Origin of the sequence: Thiocapsa marina 5811 (assembly GCF_000223985.1) — a bacterium.
In the GTDB taxonomy this organism is placed as follows: Bacteria; Pseudomonadota; Gammaproteobacteria; order Chromatiales; family Chromatiaceae; genus Thiocapsa; species Thiocapsa marina.
In genome coordinates, this window is the sequence record NZ_AFWV01000002.1 from 439,057 (window position 1) to 460,384 (window position 21,328).

Here is a 21,328-nt window from a genome sequence, read left to right on the forward strand (position 1 = left end):
CGGCCCGCACCGCGTCAGTCCGATCCGGTCGCCACCGATCGCTCGGGGGACCGGATCCATTCGCTCCATGAGCCTGCATAGAGTCGTGATCCATGCAGCCCTGCGAGCTCCATCGCCAAGAGGTTGTGGCAGGCATTCACGCCGGAGCCGCAGCTGTGGACGATGGATGACGGCGGAGCCTGGCCGATCGATCGCGTGAAGCGTTCGCGAAGACGGTCCGCGGAGAGGAACCGGCCGTCCGCGTCCAGGTTCTCCGTCAGCGGCAGATTGATCGCGCCGGGGATGTGGCCCGCCACCGGATCGATGGGCTCTTGTTCACCGCGGAAACGCTCGGGTGCACGGGCGTCGATCAGGGTCAGCCGGCCCCCGGTCGGATCGGCGGCCAGCTCGGCGGCGAGCGCCTCGGTGGTGATCCATCGGGTGTCCTCGGGCCTTGCGATCAGCTCCGCCGGCTCGTGACGATGGACCGCACGCGTCAGTGTGCCGCCCGCGGCGATCCAAGCTTGAAGCCCGCCGTCGAGCAGGGCGACCCGATCGTGCCCGATCCACCGCAGTAGCCACCACAGCCTGACGGCGAATCCGCCCCCTGCATCGTCGTAGACGACCACGCGCGTGGTCGCCGAGACGCCGCACTTGCCCAGCCAGTCGGCAAGGCTCGCCGGATCGGGCAGGGGATGGCGCCCGGTGTTCGCACCGATCGGGGAGGACAGATGCGCGTCCAGATCGGCGTAAGCGGCCCCCGGTAGATGGCCCTCCGCATAGGCTCGACGTCCCGCATCGGGATCGGCCAAGGAGAAGCGACAATCGAAGAGTCGCAGATCCGGATCGACGATCCCGGCGAGCAAGGTCGAGGCGTCGACGAGGTTCTCTCGGGCGCGGTTCAAGCGTTGAATGCCTCGAGTCCGGACAGGCGCATCCGGTGATCTTCCTTCACCGGGCTGCGCGGTCTTTTCCCGTCCACGGCATGCGCGATGGCGCGGATATGATCGGGCGTGCTCCCGCAGCAGCCGCCGATGATGTTGAGGAACCCCGACTGTGCCCACTCCTCGATCTGCTCGGCCATCTGATCCGGCGTCATGTCGTAACCGCCCATCTCGTTGGGCAATCCGGCGTTCGGATGAAAGGTGGTATAGGACTCGGCCACGCGCGCCATATCCTCGACATGCGGTCTGAGCAGATCCGGGCCCAAGGCGCAGTTGAGTCCGATGGCGAAGGGTTTGACGTGGCGCAGGCTGTTGTAGAAGGCCTCGACGGTCTGGCCGGAGAGGGTGCGCCCCGAGGCGTCCGTGATGGTGCCCGAGATCATGACGGGCAGGATGACGCCGTCTTCCTCGAAGACCTGTTCCACCGCGAACGCGGCGGCCTTGGCGTTGAGCGTGTCGAAGATGGTCTCGATCAGGATGATGTCGACATCCGCTGCAATGAGCGCCCGGGTCGCCTCGGCATAGACCGCGACGAGCTCGTCGAAGTTGGTGTTGCGTGCGCCCGGGTCGTTGACGTCCGGCGAGATGCTCGCGGTCTTGCTGGTCGGGCCTAGGACACCGGCGACGAAGCGCGGCTTGTCGGGGGTCTTGGCGGTCCAGGCGTCGGCCACCTCGCGCGCGAGTCGTGCCGCGGCGGTGACGATCTCTGCGGTATAGTCCTGCAGACCGTAGTCGGCCTGGGACAGACGATTGCCGTTGAAGGTGTTGGTCTCCAGGATGTCGGCGCCGGCCTCCAGATACTGGTCGTGGATCGCGCGAATCACCTCGGGCTTGGTCAGCGAGAGCAGATCGTTGTTGCCCTTCAGATCCGAGGGCCAATCCTTGAAGCGCTCGCCGCGATAATCGGCCTCGTCGAGCTGGTGACGTTGGATCATGGTCCCCATGGCGCCGTCGAGGATGAGGATGCGTCGGTCTGCAAGTTCGGTGAGTCGGGTGCGTGAGTCTGGCATGATGGCGATCGTTCGAGAATCGATGAAGATGGCGTTCGAGTATAACGGCTCGTTCCGAGCGGTCGCGAGCCGATGCGCATTCGTCTGATCGCTGTCGGGCGGCGAATGCCCGTTTGGGTGGAGTCCGGTTACGCGGAGTATGCCAAGCGTCTCCCCTCCGAGTGTGCGTTGTCGTTGGCCGAGATCGAGCCGGGCCAGCGCGGCAAGGGCAGCGGGGCGGAGCGTGCACGCGCCGACGAAGGCGCCCGCATCCTGAAGGCGATCCCGAAAGGCGCGCGGGTCGTGGCGCTCGACGGTGCAGGCGAGCCTTGGAGCACCGAGGCACTGTCCGAGCAGTTGCGAAACTGGCTGGCGGGCGGGCGCGATCTGGCCTTGCTGGTCGGCGGTCCGGACGGTTTGGCCACGCCCTGCCTGGCTCGGGCCGATCAGCGTTGGTCCCTGTCCCGGCTGACCTTCCCGCACCCGCTGGTGCGTGTCATCGTCGCCGAGCAGCTCTACCGCGCCTGGACGCTGGTGCAGGGGCATCCGTACCATCGCGGAGATTGAAGCCGCCAGCCGCCAGCCGCCAGCTTTACATTGGCTGAGAACACGAGGCGGGAGGCAGGACGCAGGACGCCAACCGCAACCCTTGAACGGAACCACCATGCCCCAAACCCGAGCCGACGTCGGAGCCGATCACCACCTCTATCTCGCCTCGCGCTCGCCGCGGCGGCTTGCGCTCTTGGGGCAGATCGGCGTGCGGGTGGCCCTCGTGGAGGCCGAGACGGACGAGACGCGGCGGCCGGGCGAGTCGCCCGAGACCTATGTTCGGCGTGTCGCCTTGGAGAAGGCGCGCGCCGGTCGCGCCGCGGTTCCCGAGGATCGACGGCGGCCGGTGTTGGCGGCGGACACCGCGGTCGTCCTCGGAGACGTGACACTCGGGAAGCCCACGGACCGGGCGTCCGCGGCGCGTATGCTGGGCAGCTTGTCCGGTCGCTCGCATCGGGTCCTGACGGCGGTGGCGCTGATCACCGGCGAGCGCGAGCTCACCGAGCTGAGCGAGAGCCTGGTGACCTTTCGCGTCTTGGAGCAGTCCGAGATCCTGAGCTACTGGGAAACCGGCGAGCCATGCGACAAGGCCGGCGCCTACGGCATTCAGGGCATCGGAGCGCTCTTTGTCTCGAACCTGCAGGGCAGCTACTCGGGTGTGATGGGGCTGCCGCTGTTCGAGACGGGTCGACTGCTCGACGCGGCCGGGATCCAGGTGATCGGGGCGGCGTCCGGCGTCGTCATGAGCGACGTCTCCCCGCGCGTCTGAAAAACCACCGCCGCCTGTCTTTCCGCGACGAACGCAGGTAGGCTCGATTCGAATCAAGACAGGCCAACGAGCGATGTTCCCGTGAGCGAAGAGATCCTGATCAATGTCACGCCGCCGGAAACCCGGGTCGCCGTGGTCGAGAACGGCGTGGTGCAGGAGATCATCATCGAGCGCGCCGAGCGTTGCGGTCTGGTCGGCAACATCTACAAAGGCCGGGTCTGTCGAGTCCTGCCGGGGATGCAGGCGGCATTCGTGGACATCGGCCTTGATCGGGCCGCCTTCCTCCACGCCTCCGACATCATGGGACCGCACGGCGAGCCGCGCAGCGATCAGATCCACGAGCTGGTGCACGAGGGCGATCGGCTCGTGGTGCAGGTCGTGAAGGATCCCTTGGGCTCGAAGGGCGCACGGCTGACGACGAACATCTCGGTGGCCTCGCGCTACCTGGTCTGCATGCCCGCTCTGGCGAGCACCGGGGTCTCGCAGAAGATCGAGGACGAGGACGAGCGGCGCCGTCTGCGCGACATCCTGCAACGTTATGTCGATGCGCACGAGGGCGAGGGCGGTTTCATCGCGCGCACCGCGGCGGACGGGGTGTCCGAGGAATCGCTGTTTCGGGATATGGCCTTCCTCGCCAAGCTCTGGCGCGGGATCCGCGAGCGCTGTGCCGCGGCGAAGGAGATCGGACTGGTCCACGACGATCTGCCGCTGGCCATGCGTGCGCTGCGCGATCTCGTGACGCCGGAGGTGGAGCGCGTGCGGATCGACTCGCGTGCGATGGTCGACAAGGCCATGGCCTTCGCCACTAAATACATCCCCGAGATCAAGGAGCGCATCGACTACTACCAGGGCGAGCGCCCGCTGTTCGATCTCTACGGGGTGGAGGAGGAGATCCGCAAGGCGCTGCAGCGCAAGGTCCAGCTCAAGTCCGGTGGTCATCTGGTGATCGACCAGACCGAGGCCATGACCACCATCGACATCAATACCGGCGCCTTCGTCGGCCACCGCAATCTCGAAGAGACGATCTTCAAGACCAACCTGGAGGCGGCCCAGGCCATCTGTCGACAGCTGAGGCTGCGCAACCTCGGCGGCATCATCATCATCGATTTCATCGATATGTCCGAGGACGAGCACAAGCGCCAGGTGCTGCGTGCCTTGGAGAAGTGTCTCGCACGCGATCACGCCAAGACCCACATCACCGAGGTCTCCTCGCTGGGTCTGGTGGAGATGACCCGCAAGCGCACGCGCGAGTCGCTCGAGCATGTGCTCTCCGAGCCTTGCCCTTATTGCGGCGGCCGCGGCTCCGTCAAAACCGCTCAGACGACCTGCTACGAGATCTTCCGAGAGATCCTGCGCGAGTCGCGCCAATTCGATGTCGAAACCCTGCTGGTGCTGGCCTCGCAAGAGGTCATCGACCGTCTCCTCGACGAGGAATCGGCCCATCTCGCCGAGCTCGAGGCCTTCATCGGCCGTCCGATCCGCCTCCAGGCCGAGGCGCTCTACACTCAAGAGCAATACGACGTGGTTCTGATCTGAGGTCCGTCATCGACCGTTCGGCATGTCTGTCTTGAAATCCCGCACAATCCGTCTAGTTCGACGTCTCGTCTGGGTTGCCGTCTTGCTTGCAACGGCGGGGTTGGTGCTGTCCGCACTTGCTGTCACGGCCGCGCGCTATGCCCTTCCTCTGACCGAGGCTGACAACCGCTGGGTCGCCGCGATGCTGGGGGAGCGGCTTGGCTATCGGGTGGAGTTGGGTTCGGCATCCCTGCGTCTCTCGGGGCTCGGTCCGCGCCTGAGCGTGCGCGACATCCGCCTCTCGGATCCCCGCAGCGACAAGGATGTCCTGGTCCTCGATGGCCTGGAGATCGGGATCGATCCTCTCGCATCCCTGCGTACGGGCGTGCCGCAGATCACCACCCTGACCCTGGTCGGCTCGCGCCTTGCCGCGCGTTTGGATCCGGATGGTCGTCTGCAGCTCGATGGTCTGGAGCTGCTGAGCGGCGGCGACCCGCGGGCGCTGGAGTTTCTGCTCACGCAAGCGCAGGTCGAGCTGGTCCTGGGCGAGATCCCGATGCGCGACGATCGACCCGAGACGATGCTCGAGGGCGTGCGTCTGACGAACGCCAGGCTGCGTCTCGTCAACGACGGCGATCGCCACACCTTGAGTGCAAGCGCACGAATCCACGCGCTCGGTTCCGCCGTGGACCCGAAGCACGCAGATCCAGGCCGGAACCGTCTGAGCCTGATCGCGGAGCTGTCCGGTCCCGCGGCCGATCCGCTCTCCTGGAGCGGACGCCTCTATGCCGACCTCGATGCCGGTGACCTGGGCGGAATCCTGCGCGGCAACGGTTTCTCGGCGGTCGATGTGCGCAGTGACCGTGTCGCGCTCGAGGGCTGGTCGCAGATCGGCTTCGGGCGTTTGGAGCAGGCCGTGATTCGGGCTCATCTGGCCGGCGTGCGTCTCGGGCCGCCGGGGCGGATCGACGCGCCTGCGCTGCACATCGAGCATCTGGAGGCGATGGTTCGCGTTCAGCCGAGCGGCGATGGCTGGTTCCTGCAACTCGGCGGCCTGCGCGGGCGTACGGCGGACGGCGATCTGCCGCGGCTCGATCTGGACCTTATCTTGGACGCGGACCTACGGCCCGAGCGATTGGCCCTCGCGAGCGCGCCGCTGGACCTGGCCGCCCTGGCGTCCATGCTCGCGGTGTCGCCTTGGACGCTGCCCAAGCCATTGTCCGACCTGCTGGTCCTTGAGCCGCGGGGGCGTGTCGAGGATCCGATGCTGCGGGTCGACCGGGCTCCCGGGTTACCGCCGCGCTGGCAGGCAAGCGCGGCGGTAACCGAGCTCGGCTGGGATCGCTCCGGGTCACTTCCGGGGGTCGACGGGCTTGCCCTGCGCGTGCGCGCCGATCGCGAGGGGGGGGAGGCCCTTGTGGGCTCGGCCGGGCTCACGCTGGATCTGCGTCCGCTCTTCAGCGAGCCGCTCGGGCTCGACCGGCTGTCCACTCGTCTCGACTGGCGGATCGACGCGACGGGTGCGGCTCGGATCTCGGCGCGAAATTTAACCTTCGAGAATGCGGATCTGGCCGGCCGGGCGAGGCTCGCGTTGGACCTCCCGGCGGACCGATCCGGTCCGAAGATGGATCTTCGCGCAAGTTTTTACGACGGCGATGGCTCGCGCGTGCGCCCTTATCTGCCGGTCGGCATCATGCACCCGGATCTGGTGAGCTGGCTGGAGCGCGCCGTGGTTTCGGGGCGTGTGCCGCAGGCCGATCTGATCTTTCGTGGTCCGCTCGCGGCCTATCCGTTCAGAGGGCATGACGGGCGCTTCGAGCTGCTGATCGAGATCGAGGATGCGGTCCTCGACTATCTGCCCGACTGGCCGGAGATCCGAGAGGCGGCGGGGCGGCTTCGGTTTGTCGACCAATCGCTCGCCATCGAGCTCGACCACGGTCGCATCCTCGACAGTCGACTCGTCCGTGCGCGTGCCGAGATTCCGGAGCTCTGGGGCGTGCAGGGCATGGCGATCGTCGGCGAGACCGAGGGCCCCTTCTCCGACGGTCTACGCACCTTGACCGAGACCCCCTTGGCGAAGGATCTGGGTCAGCTCGCCGGGAGTCTCCAGGTGAGCGGCAACTCACGGCTGCGGCTCGCGATCGATCTGCCCTTCATCAAGGGCAGAGAAGTCGGGGTCGAGGGTCTTCTGTCTTGGCCGAAGCCGGCGACCCTGGCGATTCGAGGCACCCCGGTCGAGCTTTCACGCCTCGGCGGCGAGGTGACCTTCACCGAGAAGAGCCTTGCCTCGGAGGGGCTCGAAGCAGTGCTCTGGGAGCGGCCTCTGAGCCTCTCGATTACGACCCTGGAGCCGGGCGTTGCGGACGCCTCGGCCACATTGATCAAGGCGCGGGCTCGGACCGGTGCGACGCAGCTCGAGCGGCTCTTTCCGAGCCCGTCTTGGAGGCTCGCGAGCGGCGAGATCGACTGGACTCTCGACGTGACCATCCGTAACCGCGATGTCCGCTCCGCGGCAATGCCGCTCGAGTATCGTCTGGCCTCGCGTCTGAAGGGGTTTGCGATCGACCTGCCGTCGCCTTTGGGCAAGCCTGCCGCGGCGAGCCGCGATCTCGACCTCTCCGGTACGCTGGTGCCGGGGCGCGACCTGCGCGTCGCCGGTCACTTGGGCGCGGTGGCCGGCGATCTGGCGCTCGATCTCGGCGTGGCGCCGGTGTCCGCGATGAGGGCCCATGTGCGTCTCGGCAGCGAGGCCGCGCCGGCACCCGAGGGTGACGGTCTCTTCTTGGACGGGCGGGTGGCCGATCTCGATCTCGCCGCCTGGTCGGAGCGACTGGATGCGCTCTCGATCGCGACTCGGGACGCCGAGTCGCCTCGGGCGAGGGGGCCGGCGGCCTGGTTTCGCGGCGCGGATCTGCGGGTCGATCGCATCGCGCTGGGCGGCCCCGAGCTGACCGGCGTCGATTTGCGTGTGACGCCGCTCGAGGGCGGGCCGTCGCGCAAGGGCTGGGAGGTTGCCGTGCGAGCCAATGAGCTCTCGGGCGAGATCGAGATCCCGGCGGCGGACGAGGCGGCCGTGCATATCGACCTGGAGCTGCTCGATCTGCGCGCCCTTCAGGAGGTCCCCGAGCGAGGTGAATCCGAGCCCTCGGCCCAGACTGTCGACCAGCCGTTCCGCGGATTTCCGCCTATCGACGTTCGCATCGCACGCCTGGCTTGGGGCGACGCCTTGCTGGGAACGCTGGAGCTCGAGCTGCGCTCGGATCTGCTGGGCCTCCGGCTTCCGAGTATCCGGCTGCTCGGCGACGGGCTGGTCTCGGCCGAGGGCACGGGTGCTTGGAGGGAGTCCGGCGGTGGTCGCAGCGAGCTCTCGATGCGCGTGAAGTCCATCGACACGGGTGCCTTGCTCCAGGCGTTGGATTCCCAGAACCGGCTCGAGGGTGCACCGATGCAGACGCAGCTGGTGCTCGAGTGGCCGGGTGGATTCGGTGACTTCGAGCTGGCGCAGGCACTGGGTGTCGTGGATGTCGAGGTGGGCCCGGGCCGACTGCTGGAGGTCGAGCCCGGCGTCGGTCGAGTGCTGGGGTTTCTCAACCTCAGCGCCTTGAAACGTCGCCTGTCGATGGATTTTACCGATCTCTACGGCGAAGGCTTCGCCTTCGAGGAGATGCGGGGCCGGATCGAGATCGCCGAGGGCGAGGCGAGGATCGACGCCTTCACCATCGACGGTCCGGCGAGCACCTTGATCCTCGGAGGTTCGAGCGATCTGGTCAATCGGCGTTTCGATCAACATGTCGTCGTGGAGCCGAAGATCGGCTCGAGTGTTGCCTTGGCCAGCGCGGTCGCGGGCGGACCGATCGTCGGCGCTGCCGTCTATCTGGTGGATCGAATTGCGGGCAATGCCATCGACCGTCTCGGGCGTTACCGCTACCGGGTGACCGGGGCTTGGAGCAATCCCGATGTCGACCGCGTCGGGTGGGATCCGTCGGTCAGTACGGACACCTTCCCGGTGCCGATGCCCGACGAGGCGCCCGAGCCGCCACCGAATCATTTCCTGGATTGAGCCTGATGGAGCGGGATTGTTTCGGACGACCGGCAGCGGTGGTATCGTTCCGGATCGATCCGGTGACGGCGTGGCGCCTCGGGCCGCTCGGGCATACGCGAGCGGATGTCTCGTCCACGACCGCTTCCCCCGTTTCTCCGAGGCGGCCTTCGGATCACATCGCAGGCCGAATCGGACTGGCCCGCCCCTCGCCCTGTCGGGGCAGCAGTGATTGCGGTAGAGACCATGAAGACAAAACCGAAGGTCGGAGCGGTCCAGATGGCGACCGGTCCAAACGTGAACGCCAACCTCTTCGAGGCGGAGCGCCTGATCAAGGCGGCGAAGGAGCGGGGGGCGAGTCTCGTCGTGCTTCCCGAGAACTTTGCCTTCATGGGCAAGCGCGATCAGGATCAGCTGGCGCTGCGCGAAGAGGACGGTGACGGCCCCCTCCAAGCATTTTTGGCGCGGGTGGCCAAGCAGCAAGGCGTCTGGCTCGTCGGCGGAACCATCCCGCTGGCCGCCCATGATGCAAGCAAGATTCGAGCGGCCTGTCTGGTGTTCGACGATCGCGGCGAGCGGGTGGGACGCTACGACAAGGTGCATCTGTTCGACGTGTGTCTGCCCGAAGGCGGCGAGCGCTACCAGGAATCGGCGACGATCGAGCCGGGGGACGAGATCGTCGTCCTCGACACGCCGTTCGGTCGCATGGGTGTGGCGGTCTGCTACGACCTGCGCTTCCCGGAGATGTTTCGTCGTATGCTCGACAGCGGCATGGAGATCCTGGCGCTTCCCTCGGCGTTTACCGCCATCACCGGGAAGGCGCATTGGGAGACCCTGGTGCGCGCACGTGCGATCGAAAATCTCGCCTATGTGATTGCCGCGGCCCAAGGTGGGTTTCATATCAACGGCCGCGAGACCCACGGCCACAGCATGATCGTCGATCCATGGGGCACGGTGCTCGCTCATGTGCCGAGAGGTTCGGGCTTCATCTGCTGCGCCCTGGACGACGATTATCAGGATTCGGTCAGACGCAACTTCCCGACGATCGAGCATCGCCGTTTGAAATGCCGTCCTTGAGACCGCAGCTTTTGCGCATCCCGACAGCTCCGCGCCCGCCTACGCGCTTGGTTCTGTCTCCCCCGACGGAGTCCGACAACACCCGATGATGACCGACCCGATTGCGATTGCACGTACGAGTATTCTCGAGCCCGCGGGATTGACCGAGCAGGACCTCGATCGTCTGCTCGGTCTTCTGGCCGGTTCGGCGGTGGATGCGGCCGACATCTATTTCCAATCCAGCCGGCTCGAATCCTGGGTGCTCGAGGACGGCATCATCAAGGACGGCAACTTCAGCATCGAGCAAGGCGCCGGGCTGCGGGCGATCAGCGGGGAGAAGACCGGTTTCGCGTACTCGGACGAGCTGCGCTTCCCGGCGCTGGCACAGGCGGCCGAGGCCGCCCGAGCGATCGCGCGCATCGGCCAAGGCGAGCAGGTGCGCATCGGCGAGGTTGCGAACAAGCGCAGCCTCTACGACCCCACCAATCCGATCGCGAGCCTGCCCGATCCGGACAAGATCGCGCTCCTGCAACGGGTCGATGCCGAGGCACGGCGTGCCGACCCGCGCGTGCGCGAGGTGGTCGCCAGTGTCGTCGCCGTACAGGACACCGTCCTGGTGTTGGGCGACGACGGCGCCTTGTCGGCCGATGTGCGTCCGCTGGTTAGGCTGAACGTGAGCGTCGTGGCCGAGGATGGCGGGCGTCGCGAGCAGGGGTCGAGCGGGGGCGGTGCCCGAGCCGATCTGGATTATTTTCTCCTCGAGGACCGGGCGATGTCCTTCGCACGCGAAGCCGTGCGTCTGGCCGTGACCAACCTCGAAGCCGGCGATGCGCCTGCCGGGACCATGACGGTCGTGCTCGGATCCGGCTGGCCGGGTGTGCTGCTGCACGAGGCGATCGGGCACGGACTCGAGGGCGACTTCAACCGCAAGGGCAGCTCTGCATTCGCCGGGCGGATCGGCGAGCGTGTGGCAGCGCCGGGCGTGACGGTCGTGGACGACGGCACCTTGCCGGGTCGGCGCGGGTCGCTGAACATCGACGACGAAGGGACCATGACCCAAAATACGGTCCTGATCGAAGACGGCATCCTCTGTGGCTACATGCAGGACAAGCTCAACGCGCGTCTGACCGGGACGCACTCCACGGGCAACGGTCGCCGTGAATCCTACGCGCACCTGCCGATGCCGCGCATGACCAACACCTACATGCTCGCCGGCGAGCGTGATCCCGAGGAGATCATCGCCTCGGTGGACAAAGGCTTGTACGCGGTCAATTTCGGCGGTGGACAGGTGGACATTACCTCGGGCAAGTTCGTCTTCTCGGCGAGCGAGGCCTATCTGATCGAGAACGGCAAGGTCGGACGGCCCGTGAAGGGTGCGACCCTCATCGGCAACGGGCCGGATGTTCTGACCCGCGTGAGCATGATCGGAAACGATCTGCGACTCGACCAAGGTGTCGGGACCTGCGGAAAGGAGGGTCAGAGCGTCCCGGTCGGGGTCGGCCAACCGACCTTGCGGATCGATGCCCTGACCGTCGGCGGGACGAGCGCCTGACGGGGAGTTCCGCTCTCTCGACACGACCGCACCACCTCAGCCGTGCCCGGAACCTCTCTCACTCAAGGACTTGCCATGTCGATTGCCGCCACCGAAGACACCGCGGAACGCCTCGCGCGCTTGAAACAGACGATCGAGGATCTCCTCAAGGAGGCGAAACGACGCGGTGCGACGGCCGCCGAAGCATCGGTGGGCAGCAGCGCCGGGCTCGAGGTCTCGGTCCGGCTCGGCGAGGTCGAAACGGTCGAGCATACACGCGACAACGGGCTGGGGATCACCGTCTATTTCGGAAACCGCAAGGGCTCGGCGAGCACGTCGGATCTGAGTACCGGCGCGTTGCGCGATGCGGTGAAAGCGGCCTGCGCCATCGCCGAGCACACCCAGGAAGACCCCTGCGCGCATCTCGCCGACGCCGCCCTGATGGCCGCCGAAATCCCGGATCTGGATCTCTACCATCCCTGGCATCTGGGAGTGGAGGACGCGATCGAGATCGCGGCGGCCTGCGAGGACTCGGCCCGCGGCTATGATCCGCGGATCGTCAATTCGGAGGGCGCGAGCCTCTCCACGCACACCGGGATCCAGGTCTACGGCAACAGCCACGGGTTCGTCGCCGGCTACCCGACCAGTCGGCATGGGCTCAGCTGCGCCGTGATCGGCCAAGAGGGCGAGAGCCTGCAGCGCGATCACTGGTGGACCAGCGCTCGGGCGGCGGCCGATCTGGATTCGGCGCGTATGGTCGGAGAGCGTGCGGCGGAGCGGACGGTTGCGCGGCTCGGGTCGCGCCGAGTCCCGACCTGTCAGGTTCCGGTCCTGTTCCGTGCCGAGGTCGCGACGGGTCTGATCCGCAGCTTGGTCTCGGCGATCCAAGGCGGCAGTATCTACCGGCGCACCAGCTTTCTGCTCGACTACCTCGGCGAGCGTATCTTCCCGGACTTCGTGCGGATCCACGAGGAGCCGCACCTTCCGCGGGGGCTCTCGAGTGCACCGTTCGACGGGGATGGTGTTGCGACGCGTGCGAAGGACCTGATCACCGACGGGGTCTTGCAGACCTATCTTCTCGACGCGTATTCCGGTTGCCGGCTCGGCATGCAGACGACCGGCAACGCCGGCGGCGTGCGCAACCTGCGCATCGGTATGGGCGATCTGGATCGCGCCGCCTTGCTGCGCGAAATGGGGACCGGGCTGATGGTCACCGAGCTCATGGGGCATGGGGTCAACCCCGTCACGGGCGATTACTCGCGCGGTGCCGCGGGCTTCTGGGTGGAGGGCGGGGAGATCCGACATCCGGTCGAAGAGATCACGATCGCAGGCAATCTCAAGCAGATGTATGCGGGGCTGCTGGCGGTCGGCAACGACTGCGATTATTCGGGCAGCACGCGCACCGGCTCCTGGCTGATCGACAAGATGACGATTGCGGGCGAATAGGATGGCGGTTGCAGGTGCTCGGCGCTCCTGCGGCCGCGATCGGGATGCATGAGGCAACCGTCGATCCAACAAACACGTCCGAACCATGGATACACTCGACCCGCTCGACCAAACCCTGACGCTGATCGCGTCCGCACCTGAATCCGCCTCCGCGCTCACGCTCTACGCCCTTGCCTGCACGCTCGAGCATCAAAAGGCAGGCTGCTTGTTCAAGCTGACCAAGCTTTTTGATCTGCCCGCCGATCAACGTCGGCTCGCCTATGGCCTGATGGAGCTCTTGGCCGCCGGCGAGGTCGGCACTCAGCGCTGGATCGCCGCGAAGTCGACGATGGATGATCTGATCCGCGGAACGCCTCGGCATTCGGTCTGATTCGCTCGGGCTCTTGAGCTGTTCGAGAGTCGCTTCAATATTGGACGAAACATGAACAGTCTTGGTGCTGTCGTCGGGCCAAGACCAAGGAATTATCGAGGGATCAATTCGGATGTCAGTCAAAACAATCGGGATCGTCGGCGGCGGTATTGGTGGACTGGGCGCGGCCTGGCTGCTGGATTCGCGTTACGAGGTGACCCTGCTCGAGCGCAATGCCTACGTCGGTGGTCACAGCAATACGCTCGAGGTTCCGGATCCGCGCGGGGCCTTTCCGGTCGACACCGGCTTCATGGTCTTCAATCGGCGCAACTATCCGCTGTTGACCGCGATGTTCAAGCATCTCGATGTTGCGACCTACCCGACGAGCATGTCGTTCGCGGCCAGTCTGGAGGGCGGGCGGATCGAGTACGGCGGGGACAGCCTGAATACCCTGTTCGGCGCACGCTCGAATCTGTTTGATTGGCGCTTTCTGTGGATGATCAAGGAGATTCTGAAGTTCAACGCAGCGGCGAAGAACTTCATCAACTCCAACCCCGGCGATACCCTGACGGTCGGAGATTTCCTGCAGCGTGGTCGTTTCTCGGAGCGGTTCGCCAACCACTACTTGCTCCCCATGGCGGCGGCCATCTGGTCCTGCCCCACCGAAGACATGCGGGACTTTCCCTTCCTGAGCTTTGCCCGATTCTTTGCCAACCACGGTTTGCTCGATCTGGTCGATCGCCCGGATTGGGAGACGGTACGCGGCGGCAGTCGTGCCTACGTGCAGGCGCTCCTGGCGCGCTTCCGGGGCCGTTGTCTGGCCGACACGCCGGTGAAGCGGGTGAGGCGTCTCGAGCAGGGCGTCGAGGTCGAGACCGCTGCAGGCGATCGCTTGCAGTTCGACGCGGTCGTGATGGGGTGCCATGCCGACGAGGCGCTCTCTCTCATCGAGACCCCGACGCCGCTCGAGCGCGACATCCTCGGCGACTTTCGGTATCAGACCAATCAGGTCTTTCTGCACACCGATCCCGCCCTGATGCCGAAACGCCGCCGGGTCTGGTCATCGTGGAATTACATCCAGCAGCCGGGGGAGGGTGCCGATCGTCCGGTGACGGTGACCTATTGGATGAACAGCCTTCAGGATCTACCGTCCGACCGCGATGTCTTCGTCAGTCTGAATCCCGGCACGGCGCCGAGCCGCGATTCGATCCTTGCCGAAATGACCTACGAGCATCCGATGTTCGACGCGAGTGCCACCGATGCGCAACGGCGGATCGGCGAGATCCAAGGCCGCGACCGGATCTGGTTCAGCGGGGCTTACCTGGGATACGGATTCCACGAGGACGGTCTGCGTGCCGCGGTGGACGTGGCGCGCGCGTTCGATGTCCCTCCGCCCTGGGAGACGGCATCATCGCCCGTTTGCGACGACGGGGCCGTTGTCGATTCCGTCGCCGGACGGAGCCGCACGGCGGTGTTGTCCTCGTGAGTGCGGTTGCCGGTCGAATCATCTTCGGCGATGTCATGCATCGGCGACTCTTTCCGGTGCGTTATCGCTTCGTCTATCGGGTGTTCAGCATGTTGCTGGATGTCGAGCGGGTCGGAGAGATCGCGCGCGATTGCCGCTGGTTCTCGCACAATCGATTCAACCTCTTCTCCTTTTACGATCGCGATCACGGCGGGCGCGACGGTCGTGCGCTCAAGCCCTGGTTGATCGAGCGACTGCGTTCCCGCGGTCAAGAGATGGAGATTGCCCGCATCGAGTTGCAGTGTTTTCCGCGGGTGCTCGGATTCGTCTTCAATCCGCTGAGTGTCTGGACCTGTTTCGATCGGTCGGAGAGGCCTGTCGCGGTGCTGTGCGAGGTCAACAATACCTTCGGGGAGGCCCACAGCTATCTGTTGCACGAGAACGGCGCGCCGATGCACTGGCCGATCCGACACGCGCATCGCAAGGACTTCCACGTCTCGCCCTTCGTGGATATGAACGCCGACTACCACTTCCGGTTTACCCGGCAAGGCGATCGACACGCGATCGTGATCCGCGAGTATCAGGACGCGTCATTGATGTTGGTGGCCGTCCAGCAGGGTATCGCGGAGACGATCACGGACACGAAGCTGCTACGCGCCGCGTTCGCCTATCCCTTCCTGACACTGAAGGTCGTTCTCATGATCCATTGGCAGGCATTGAAGATCTGGCTCAAGGGAGGGCGCTACCATGCCAAGCCGACTCCACCCCTAGAGGAGGTGTCCTGATGTCCGCAGAGGAGTTGATCGAAGAACCCCTTTCCCGCCGATCGAGCTGGTCGAGCCGGCTGATCGGCGGGTTTTGCCGGCACCTCGCGTTCGGCCAGCTTCTGGTGCGTTTCCCGGACGGGAGCGCCACCCTGCACCGCGGCCGTTTCCCGGGCGCGAGCGGCGTCATGGAGGTGCAGTCGCCGCTCAAGATGGCGGGTCGGCTGCTCACCCGTGGCGAGGTGGGATTCGGCGAATCCTACGTGGAAGGGCATTGGACGACGCCCGATCTCGCCGGATTGCTCGAGGTTCTCTACGACAATATGGAGCACCTGGGTGTCGGGCCGCGCGGGATGCGATGGTCGCGGCTTTGGGATCGACTCTCTCATCGGCTGCGCGACAATCATCCCATCAACAGTCGTCGCAACATTGCCCATCACTATGACCTGGGCAACGACTTCTACAGGCGCTGGCTCGATCCGAGTATGACCTACTCCTCCGCGCTCTTTGCCGACACGGCGCGGGACAGTCTGGAATCGGCCCAAGAACGTAAATATCTGCGCTTGCTCGATGCGCTGGACGCCAAGCCCGGCGAGCATATCCTGGAGGTCGGCTGCGGATGGGGCGGTTTTGCGGAGCTGGCGGCACGGCGCGGCCTGCGCGTGACGGGCGTGACCCTCTCGCGCGAGCAGCTCGCCTATGCGCGCGAGCGCCTCGAGGCCGCCGGTCTTGCCGATCGCGTCGACCTGCGGCTTCAGGATTATCGCGACATCGAGGGTCGCTTCGACCACGCGGTCTCCATCGAGATGATGGAGGCGGTGGGGGAGGCCTTCTGGCCGACCTACTACCGGGCGTTGCGGCGGCTGGTGCGGCCGGGCGGTCGAATCGCCTTGCAGGTCATCACCATCAACGAGGATGATTTCCCCGTCTATCGCAAGCAACCCGACTTCGTTCAGCTCTATATCTTCCCGGGCGGGATGTTGCCCACGCCCGAGCGCATGACGCGCGAGGCGGAGGATGCGGATCTTCTGATTCGCGAGACCGCGTGGTTCGGCCTCGACTATGCCGAGACCCTGCGACGTTGGCGTCTCGCCTTTCATGCGGTCGATCAGGAGGTGGCTCGGCTCGGCTACGATGCCCGTTTCCGCCGGATGTGGGACTACTATCTGGCCTATTGCGAGACCGGCTTCAAAACGGGTTGCATCGATCTGACCCAAACGATCCTCGAGGTCCCGCCAGGGTCTTGATGTCGGTTGCGTGGGAGCGCGGGCGCAGTCCGACGAATTTTGCACCGTTGCGCGTGCCGGAGCAGTTAGACTGCCCGCGGCCGGTTAGACCGCGTCCGGAGCGAGATGCTGAATTTCGAGCGAGGTCGGCCTTCGGTGCATCTACAGCCGTTAGCGGGGGCGCGGTTTAAAATGGTCTATTTTTTAATATCTTAAACCGCGCCGTCTCCAGCGCCCGTCAAGTCTGCCGGGGCCGATCCCGTCCAAAAACATCCCATACCGCGCAGGGCGCGGTTTACGAGCCGAAGCCTCCGTAGAATCGACGCGCAATGGAAACCGCATGAGCGAGATCGTCCTCATCAACGTCTCGGGCGAAGACCGTCCGGGGATCACCTCGGCCCTCACCGCGATTCTGGCACGGTATCGGGTGCCGATTCTCGATATCGGCCAGTCGACCATCCACAACGCCTTGGCGCTGGGTCTTCTCGTCGAGCTTCCGGCCGACAGCGCATCCTGCCCCGTGTTTCGCGATCTCTTGTTTACTGCCCATGGAATGGGGCTGGATCTTCGGTTTACGCCCATCGATTCCGACGCCTACGAAGACTGGGTTGCCGAGCAAGGGCAGCCGCGGCATATCCTCACCCTGCTGGGTCGCGAGATCGATTCTGAGCACATCGCGCGGGTGTCCGCCGTGGTCGCCGAATACGGTCTGAATGTCGATCGGATCACGCGGCTGACCGGGCGCCTCTCTCGGCGTGTGGCGGAGCGCCATCCGCTTGCCTGCGTCGAGCTCTCGGTTCGCGGCGCGGTCGCCGATCTCTCCGAGCTGCACGCGGGTTTGCTGGCGCTCGGGCAGATCCTGGACGTGGATGTTGCTGTGCAGGAGGACGACATCTTCCGGCGCAACCGGCGTCTGGTCTGTTTCGATATGGACTCGACCCTGATCCAAACCGAGGTGATCGACGAGCTCGCCGCGGCAGCCGGTGTCGGGCCCGAGGTCTCGGCCATCACCGAGGCCGCGATGCGCGGCGAGCTCGACTTCAAGGAGAGTTTCCGCCGCCGTATCGCGCTGCTCGAAGGGCTCGACGAGTCGGTGCTCGGCGAGATCGCGGAGCGCCTGCCCATCACCGAGGGCGCCGATCGGTTGATCGCTAGCCTCAAGCAGCTCGGCTATCGCATCGCCATCCTCTCGGGCGGCTTTACCTATTTCGCCGAGCACCTGAAGCGTCGCTTCGGAATCGACGACGTCTATGCCAATTCACTGGAGTTTCGCGACGGCAAGCTGACCGGCACGGTCTCGAGCGAGATCATCGACGGGGCACGCAAGGCCGAGCTGCTGCGCGAGATTGCTGCCCGCGAGGGGATCCGCCTGGAGCAGGTCATCGCCGTGGGCGACGGCGCGAACGATCTGCCGATGCTCGCGATTGCCGGCCTGGGGATCGCGTTTCACGCTAAGCCGATCGTGACCAGGCAAGCACGTCACGCCATCGCGAACGTCGGGCTCGACGGGATCCTCTATCTGCTCGGGATGCGCGACCGCGACCTCGAGCGTCTCTCGCGAGGTGTGTCGACGGCGAGCGACGAGGCGCTCGCAGCGGCGTCCGTCTAGCCGAGCGTCCGTCCGAAATCCCGCGCGGGGCGGCCGATCAATCCAGTCGGATCGCTGCTCGGGTCGGCTTGAGTCATCCAAGCCCCCGCGCGAACCTGCCAGCGGTATCGCGCTCGTTGCGCCATGTCGGCGCCCGATCGCCGTCTCATTCGGGTCGAATGAATCCCTCTCTCAGGTGCCGTTCGATGGCGTTTGCCTCCATCGGAGGTGCGAACCACATCCCTTGTGCGCACCGACAGCCCATTGCCGCCAAGCGCGCGGCCTGTTCGCGGGTCTCCACGCCCTCCGCCACCGTGTCGAGATCGAGTGCCTGCGCGACGGCAAGCAACGCCCGAACCGTTTCGACTGCGTCGGTGTTGTCGTCGAGCTCGAGGACGAATTGGCGGTCGATCTTGAGCGTGCTGACCGCGGAGCGACGCAGATAGGTCAAGGAGGAGAAGCCGGTCCCGAAGTCGTCGAGAACCAGCCGAACGCCGAGATCCCGGAGCACGGCAATCTGGGTCCGATAGTGCTCGCCGTACTCCATCATCGCGGTCTCGGTGAGCTCGAGCTCGAGCCGGGCGGGATCGAGACCCGTCTCCTCGGCCGTTGCGAGGACATCATCTGCGAGACAGCCGGCGCGGACCTGCTGAGGCGAGACATTGATACTGACACGGCCGAAGGCGAGGCCTTGGTCGTGCCAACGACGTGCCTCGCGCGCCGCCGTGCTCAGCACCCAACTGCCGAGGACGTGGAAGAGTCCGCGGCGTTCCGCGAGATGTACGAAATCACCCGGCGGGAGGATTCCCTCCACCGGATGGCGCCAGCGCACCAGTGCCTCGACCGCCGTGATGCGTCCGCTCGCGAGCTCGACCTGCGGCTGATAGTGCAGAAAGAGCTCGCCGCTGCGTACGGCCTGATCGATTCGATCCGTCAGGGCGGCATCGCGGCGGACCTGGCGTGTCATGGCGTCGGTGTGGAATGCGTAGCTGCCGCGTCCGTTGTTCTTGGCCTTGTAGAGGGCGACATCGGCACGGCCGAGGAGGGTTTCCAGGTCGATATCCGGCTTCGGTACGAAGACGACACCGACGCTCGCCCCGCAGGTGACGGCATGTCCGTCGATCGAATAGGGCCGACTCAGGTGCTCGACGATCTTTGCCGCCAGGGTGGCGGCATCCGAGATGCTCTGCGCATCCGGTTGAATCACGGCGAACTCGTCGCCGCCGAAGCGCGCGACCGTGTCCATGCCTCGAACGAGGCTCGACAGGCGTTGGGCGACCTCCTTCAGGAGCAAATCGCCTACGGGGTGACCAAGGGTGTCGTTCACCTCTTTGAAACGGTCGAGATCGAGAAAATGCAGCGCAAAGCCCTTATCGGCGCGCCGGACCGAGGTGAGTCGCTTGGCGAGCTGGTTCTTGAAAAGGGTTCGATTGGGCAGGCCGGTGAGGCTATCGTAGTAGGCGAGTCGCAGAATCTGCTCTTCGGAGCGTTTGCGTTCGGTGATGTCGTGGAAGGTGACGACGACACCCGTGGCGGAGTCGCCGACGCGGATCGGCGTGGCACGGTATTCGACCGGAAACGCCGTGCCGTCGCGTCGCTGCAGGATCTCGTCGCTGACCACGATGTCCTTGCCCGTGTGCATCACCGAGAGCATGCGGCAGGCGGGGGCGTCGCGGTCGCCTTCGTCGGCGGCGTCGTAGGTGGCGGCGGGACAAGGTTTGCCGACCAGCTCGTTTGGGTCGTATCCCAAAAGGCGCGCGCCGGTGGGGTTGATGAAGGTCGTCACGCCGTCGGGATCGAGCCCGAATACCCCTTCTCCGGTCGCCTCGAGAAGGAGCCGAGCGCGTTCCTCCGCGGCGATGCGTGCCGCGCGGTCGCGCACCTGCTGCAGGGCGACCGCGACCAGCGCAGCGCCTTGAGCGATATACATCAGCTGTTCCGCATCGGGTTTGCCGGGTGCCCGCGAATAGATATCGAAGGTCCCCAAGATATTCCCGCCCGCATCGCGAATCGGCTCGGACCAGAAGCCGCGGACACCGCTCTCTTGGGTGATTCCTGCCAGCGCCTGCCAATAGGGGTCATAGAGGACATCCGCGATCACCAGAGACTCGTCGCGCGGGCGATGGGCCGTCCCCGTGGTCGGTTCATCCGCCAGGCGATCGATCGCCTCGACCAGCCGATCCGGAAGGCTCGGTGCCGTCCCGACGCGTAGGCGGTGTGTCGTATTGTCCATCAGCATGATCGAGCACATGAGACCCGGGTCGAGCGTCTCGATCGATGTGGCGATCGCGTCGAGCGCCTCCTGCACGGGAGCGCCGTCCGCGATCAACTCCATGACGCGAATGCGGCTTTCCTGAAGCATCCAGGCGCGTCGCGTCTCGGTGACATCCCGCACGGTTCCCGTCATAGACGCCGGGCGTCGGTGATGGCGGGTCAGCGTCGCGCGCTCATGGAGGTAACGCACCGCCCCGTCGGGCAGCAGGATCCGGTGCTCGCAGTCGTAATCTAGGTTCCCCACGATGGCGGCCCGAACCGCGTGCTCGACCCGAGCGCGGTCATCCGGGTGAACGCAGTCGAGGAAGCCTTTGTAGTTGCCGGGAAAGCTCTGGGGCGGGACAGCGAAGATGCGGTAGACCTCGGCAGACCACTCGAGTCGATCGTTCTCCGCATCCCACGTCCAGGTTCCGAGGTGCCCGAGCCGCTGTGTCTCTTCGACCAAGCGCTCGCTCCGCGTCAAGCGCTCTTCGAGCGCGGCGTGCGCGTCTCGCGCCTGCGCGAGCTCGGCGGCGATCTCGCGATACCGGTTCCCGAAATGCCGGGCCGCACCGACGGCAACGACCGCTAGGAGCAGCAGTGCGGCGACGGCTCCCGCCACGATGGACGCAGGCGGCAACGACGCGGGATCGGCCGCGAACGCGACTGCGGGGCTGTATGCGGTGGGCAGCCACATCCATCGGGTCCTCGGGGGTGAACCGGTCGGTCGCTTTGGCCTCATGTCCATTCGGGCATTTACGGTGGTTGTCGGGCGTGCGGCGCGATGTCGGAACCGCGCGCTGTTCGTGCTGCCCGGCTCATGGCAGGCAGCATGATTCGTCGTTGTCGTGCCGATCGGCAAACGG

14 protein-coding genes and 1 pseudogene are annotated in these 21,328 nt (G+C 65.7%); 12 read left to right on the forward strand and 3 right to left on the reverse strand.

Annotated elements, in window-relative coordinates; all coding sequences use genetic code 11:
• Positions 1-14 precede the first annotated feature (14 nt).
• Positions 15-884: a sulfurtransferase gene (locus THIMADRAFT_RS04315; RefSeq protein WP_007191754.1), complete on the reverse strand. Its 870-nt coding sequence runs from the start codon at positions 882-884 to the stop codon at positions 15-17.
• 2 nt (positions 885-886) lie between these two features.
• Positions 887-1,933: pseudogene (locus THIMADRAFT_RS04320) on the reverse strand (homocysteine S-methyltransferase family protein); the annotation flags it as partial.
• A gap of 72 nt (positions 1,934-2,005) precedes the next feature.
• Here THIMADRAFT_RS04320 and rlmH point away from each other — a divergent pair.
• From rlmH to serB, 12 genes are all read left to right on the forward strand, one after another.
• Positions 2,006-2,479 (forward strand): 23S rRNA (pseudouridine(1915)-N(3))-methyltransferase RlmH, encoded by a 474-nt coding sequence (gene rlmH, locus THIMADRAFT_RS04325; protein WP_007191756.1) that lies wholly within the window; start codon positions 2,006-2,008, stop codon positions 2,477-2,479.
• A gap of 97 nt (positions 2,480-2,576) precedes the next feature.
• Positions 2,577-3,230 (forward strand): Maf family protein, encoded by a 654-nt coding sequence (locus THIMADRAFT_RS04330; RefSeq protein WP_007191757.1) that lies wholly within the window; start codon positions 2,577-2,579, stop codon positions 3,228-3,230.
• A gap of 81 nt (positions 3,231-3,311) precedes the next feature.
• The gene (rng, locus tag THIMADRAFT_RS04335) at positions 3,312-4,766 is read left to right on the forward strand and encodes a ribonuclease G (protein WP_007191758.1); all 1,455 of its coding nucleotides are present in this window, start codon (positions 3,312-3,314) and stop codon (positions 4,764-4,766) included.
• Positions 4,767-4,788: 22 nt separating this feature from the next.
• Positions 4,789-8,805 carry a YhdP family protein gene (locus tag THIMADRAFT_RS04340; RefSeq protein WP_007191759.1) on the forward strand — a complete coding sequence of 1,339 codons (4,017 nt, stop codon included), beginning with the start codon at positions 4,789-4,791 and terminating at the stop codon, positions 8,803-8,805.
• Between the two features lie 225 nt (positions 8,806-9,030).
• Complete coding sequence (locus THIMADRAFT_RS04345) at positions 9,031-9,861, forward strand: carbon-nitrogen hydrolase family protein (protein WP_040729803.1); 831 nt, start codon at positions 9,031-9,033, stop codon at positions 9,859-9,861.
• A gap of 88 nt (positions 9,862-9,949) precedes the next feature.
• Positions 9,950-11,392 (forward strand): metalloprotease TldD, encoded by a 1,443-nt coding sequence (gene tldD, locus THIMADRAFT_RS04350; protein ID WP_083829208.1) that lies wholly within the window; start codon positions 9,950-9,952, stop codon positions 11,390-11,392.
• A gap of 75 nt (positions 11,393-11,467) precedes the next feature.
• Entirely contained in the window at positions 11,468-12,817 is a 1,350-nt protein-coding gene (gene pmbA / locus THIMADRAFT_RS04355; RefSeq protein WP_007191762.1) for a metalloprotease PmbA, read from the forward strand.
• Between the two features lie 85 nt (positions 12,818-12,902).
• Positions 12,903-13,187 carry a hypothetical protein gene (locus tag THIMADRAFT_RS04360; RefSeq protein WP_007191763.1) on the forward strand — a complete coding sequence of 95 codons (285 nt, stop codon included), beginning with the start codon at positions 12,903-12,905 and terminating at the stop codon, positions 13,185-13,187.
• A 112-nt stretch (positions 13,188-13,299) separates the two neighbouring features.
• Positions 13,300-14,652, forward strand: a complete 1,353-nt coding sequence (locus THIMADRAFT_RS04365) for an NAD(P)/FAD-dependent oxidoreductase (protein ID WP_007191764.1) — start codon at positions 13,300-13,302, stop codon at positions 14,650-14,652.
• Positions 14,653-14,687: 35 nt separating this feature from the next.
• Positions 14,688-15,416 carry a DUF1365 domain-containing protein gene (locus THIMADRAFT_RS04370; RefSeq protein ID WP_040729806.1) on the forward strand — a complete coding sequence of 243 codons (729 nt, stop codon included), beginning with the start codon at positions 14,688-14,690 and terminating at the stop codon, positions 15,414-15,416.
• Positions 15,416-16,642, forward strand: coding sequence for an SAM-dependent methyltransferase (locus tag THIMADRAFT_RS04375; RefSeq protein ID WP_007191766.1), 1,227 nt, complete (start codon positions 15,416-15,418; stop codon positions 16,640-16,642). Before THIMADRAFT_RS04370 ends, THIMADRAFT_RS04375 begins: the two co-directional genes overlap by 1 nt.
• A gap of 319 nt (positions 16,643-16,961) precedes the next feature.
• Complete coding sequence (gene serB / locus THIMADRAFT_RS04380; RefSeq protein ID WP_007191767.1) at positions 16,962-18,230, forward strand: phosphoserine phosphatase SerB; 1,269 nt, start codon at positions 16,962-16,964, stop codon at positions 18,228-18,230.
• A 145-nt stretch (positions 18,231-18,375) separates the two neighbouring features.
• Here serB and THIMADRAFT_RS04385 read toward each other — a convergent pair whose 3' ends face one another.
• Positions 18,376-21,159 (reverse strand): bifunctional diguanylate cyclase/phosphodiesterase, encoded by a 2,784-nt coding sequence (locus THIMADRAFT_RS04385; protein WP_007191768.1) that lies wholly within the window; start codon positions 21,157-21,159, stop codon positions 18,376-18,378.
• Positions 21,160-21,328 lie beyond the last annotated feature (169 nt).

Excerpts from the sequence above, each read along its gene's own strand:
- rlmH (WP_007191756.1), top strand. The coding sequence starts at position 2,006 with ATGCGCATTCGTCTGATCGCTGTCGGGCGGCGAATGCCCGTTTGGGTG.
- THIMADRAFT_RS04330 (WP_007191757.1), top strand. The coding sequence starts at position 2,577 with ATGCCCCAAACCCGAGCCGACGTCGGAGCCGATCACCACCTCTATCTC.
- THIMADRAFT_RS04340 (WP_007191759.1), top strand. The coding sequence starts at position 4,789 with ATGTCTGTCTTGAAATCCCGCACAATCCGTCTAGTTCGACGTCTCGTC.
- THIMADRAFT_RS04345 (WP_040729803.1), top strand. The coding sequence starts at position 9,031 with ATGAAGACAAAACCGAAGGTCGGAGCGGTCCAGATGGCGACCGGTCCA.
- tldD (WP_083829208.1), top strand. The coding sequence starts at position 9,950 with ATGACCGACCCGATTGCGATTGCACGTACGAGTATTCTCGAGCCCGCG.
- pmbA (WP_007191762.1), top strand. The coding sequence starts at position 11,468 with ATGTCGATTGCCGCCACCGAAGACACCGCGGAACGCCTCGCGCGCTTG.
- THIMADRAFT_RS04360 (WP_007191763.1), top strand. The coding sequence starts at position 12,903 with ATGGATACACTCGACCCGCTCGACCAAACCCTGACGCTGATCGCGTCC.
- THIMADRAFT_RS04365 (WP_007191764.1), top strand. The coding sequence starts at position 13,300 with ATGTCAGTCAAAACAATCGGGATCGTCGGCGGCGGTATTGGTGGACTG.
- THIMADRAFT_RS04370 (WP_040729806.1), top strand. The coding sequence starts at position 14,688 with ATGCATCGGCGACTCTTTCCGGTGCGTTATCGCTTCGTCTATCGGGTG.
- THIMADRAFT_RS04375 (WP_007191766.1), top strand. The coding sequence starts at position 15,416 with ATGTCCGCAGAGGAGTTGATCGAAGAACCCCTTTCCCGCCGATCGAGC.
- serB (WP_007191767.1), top strand. The coding sequence starts at position 16,962 with ATGAGCGAGATCGTCCTCATCAACGTCTCGGGCGAAGACCGTCCGGGG.
- THIMADRAFT_RS04385 (WP_007191768.1), bottom strand. The coding sequence starts at position 21,159 with ATGTGGCTGCCCACCGCATACAGCCCCGCAGTCGCGTTCGCGGCCGAT.